2 protein-coding genes are annotated in these 751 nt (G+C 57.5%); one reads left to right on the top strand and one right to left on the bottom strand.

Annotation, left to right across the window (positions count from 1 at the left end; genetic code table 11):
• The coding region (locus tag HV796_RS43920) for a hypothetical protein (RefSeq protein WP_217478271.1) at positions 1–221 on the top strand (221 nt) is incomplete at its 5' end.
• Between the two features lie 197 nt (positions 222–418).
• Here HV796_RS43920 and HV796_RS43915 read toward each other — a convergent pair.
• The coding region (locus tag HV796_RS43915; protein ID WP_217478269.1) for a hypothetical protein at positions 419–751 on the bottom strand (333 nt) is incomplete at its 5' end.

Genomic DNA, 751 nt, shown 5'->3' with positions numbered 1-751 from the left:
CTTGCCAATCCGGCGTGTGGACGGCGGCAGGCACAGTACCGGCTGGAACGACGTGTGGTTGGGCCGATTACGACAATAACGGCGACGCGGCACAGGGTTGGGCGAACATCACCCCGTGCATGGGTCTCATTCCTGGCGAGCAGGGTTGCCCTTCTGGTTATTTCACGACTACAGCCGCGACAATCTCGCTGCACTACGAATACACGTGTGTGAAATCCTAACTGCGCCACCGTGCCAATCCAGCGTGCGTGCATTTCCGGACCGAGCGCTTTCCGTCGTGTTTTACGTCACAGCACTGGGGTCATCAAACGAGTCCGTTGGTGTACCCGCCTTTGTGCTCCCGCGGCCGGGTGGGAACTATCCCGGCCCGGGGCTATTAACTGCCTGAACTTGCCAAGCGCCATGAATGACAAACCAGTCAGAAACAGGCGTAAATCATTGCAGCGCCAGCCTTGGAGTTGTGAACCAGGAAGAATCTGTTGTTAGGACCATTGTCTTGCACCAGTTCCACGAGCCACTCGCCAAAGCCATCAGACTGATTGTTCTCAAGTCCTTGCATGAAGCACCAATTGTATGGCCCCACGGTGACGTCGGAGGTCGACGTGGTGAAGAGCTTCGGCTGCAAGCTACCGGATGAACTCCACACACCGGATTGGCAAGCCAAGATGTTACCGCTAGGATCCGTGGTGATAGCGTTGCCGGAACAAGCTTGGCCCGCAACCGCGGTCGCCGCCAAAGGCAGTTGCGTCTG

Origin of the sequence: Paraburkholderia humisilvae (assembly GCF_902859855.1) — a bacterium.
GTDB lineage: Bacteria > Pseudomonadota > Gammaproteobacteria > Burkholderiales > Burkholderiaceae > Paraburkholderia > Paraburkholderia humisilvae.
The sequence above is the reverse complement of the archived record's forward strand: the minus strand, read 5'-3'. Positions and strand labels throughout refer to the sequence as shown.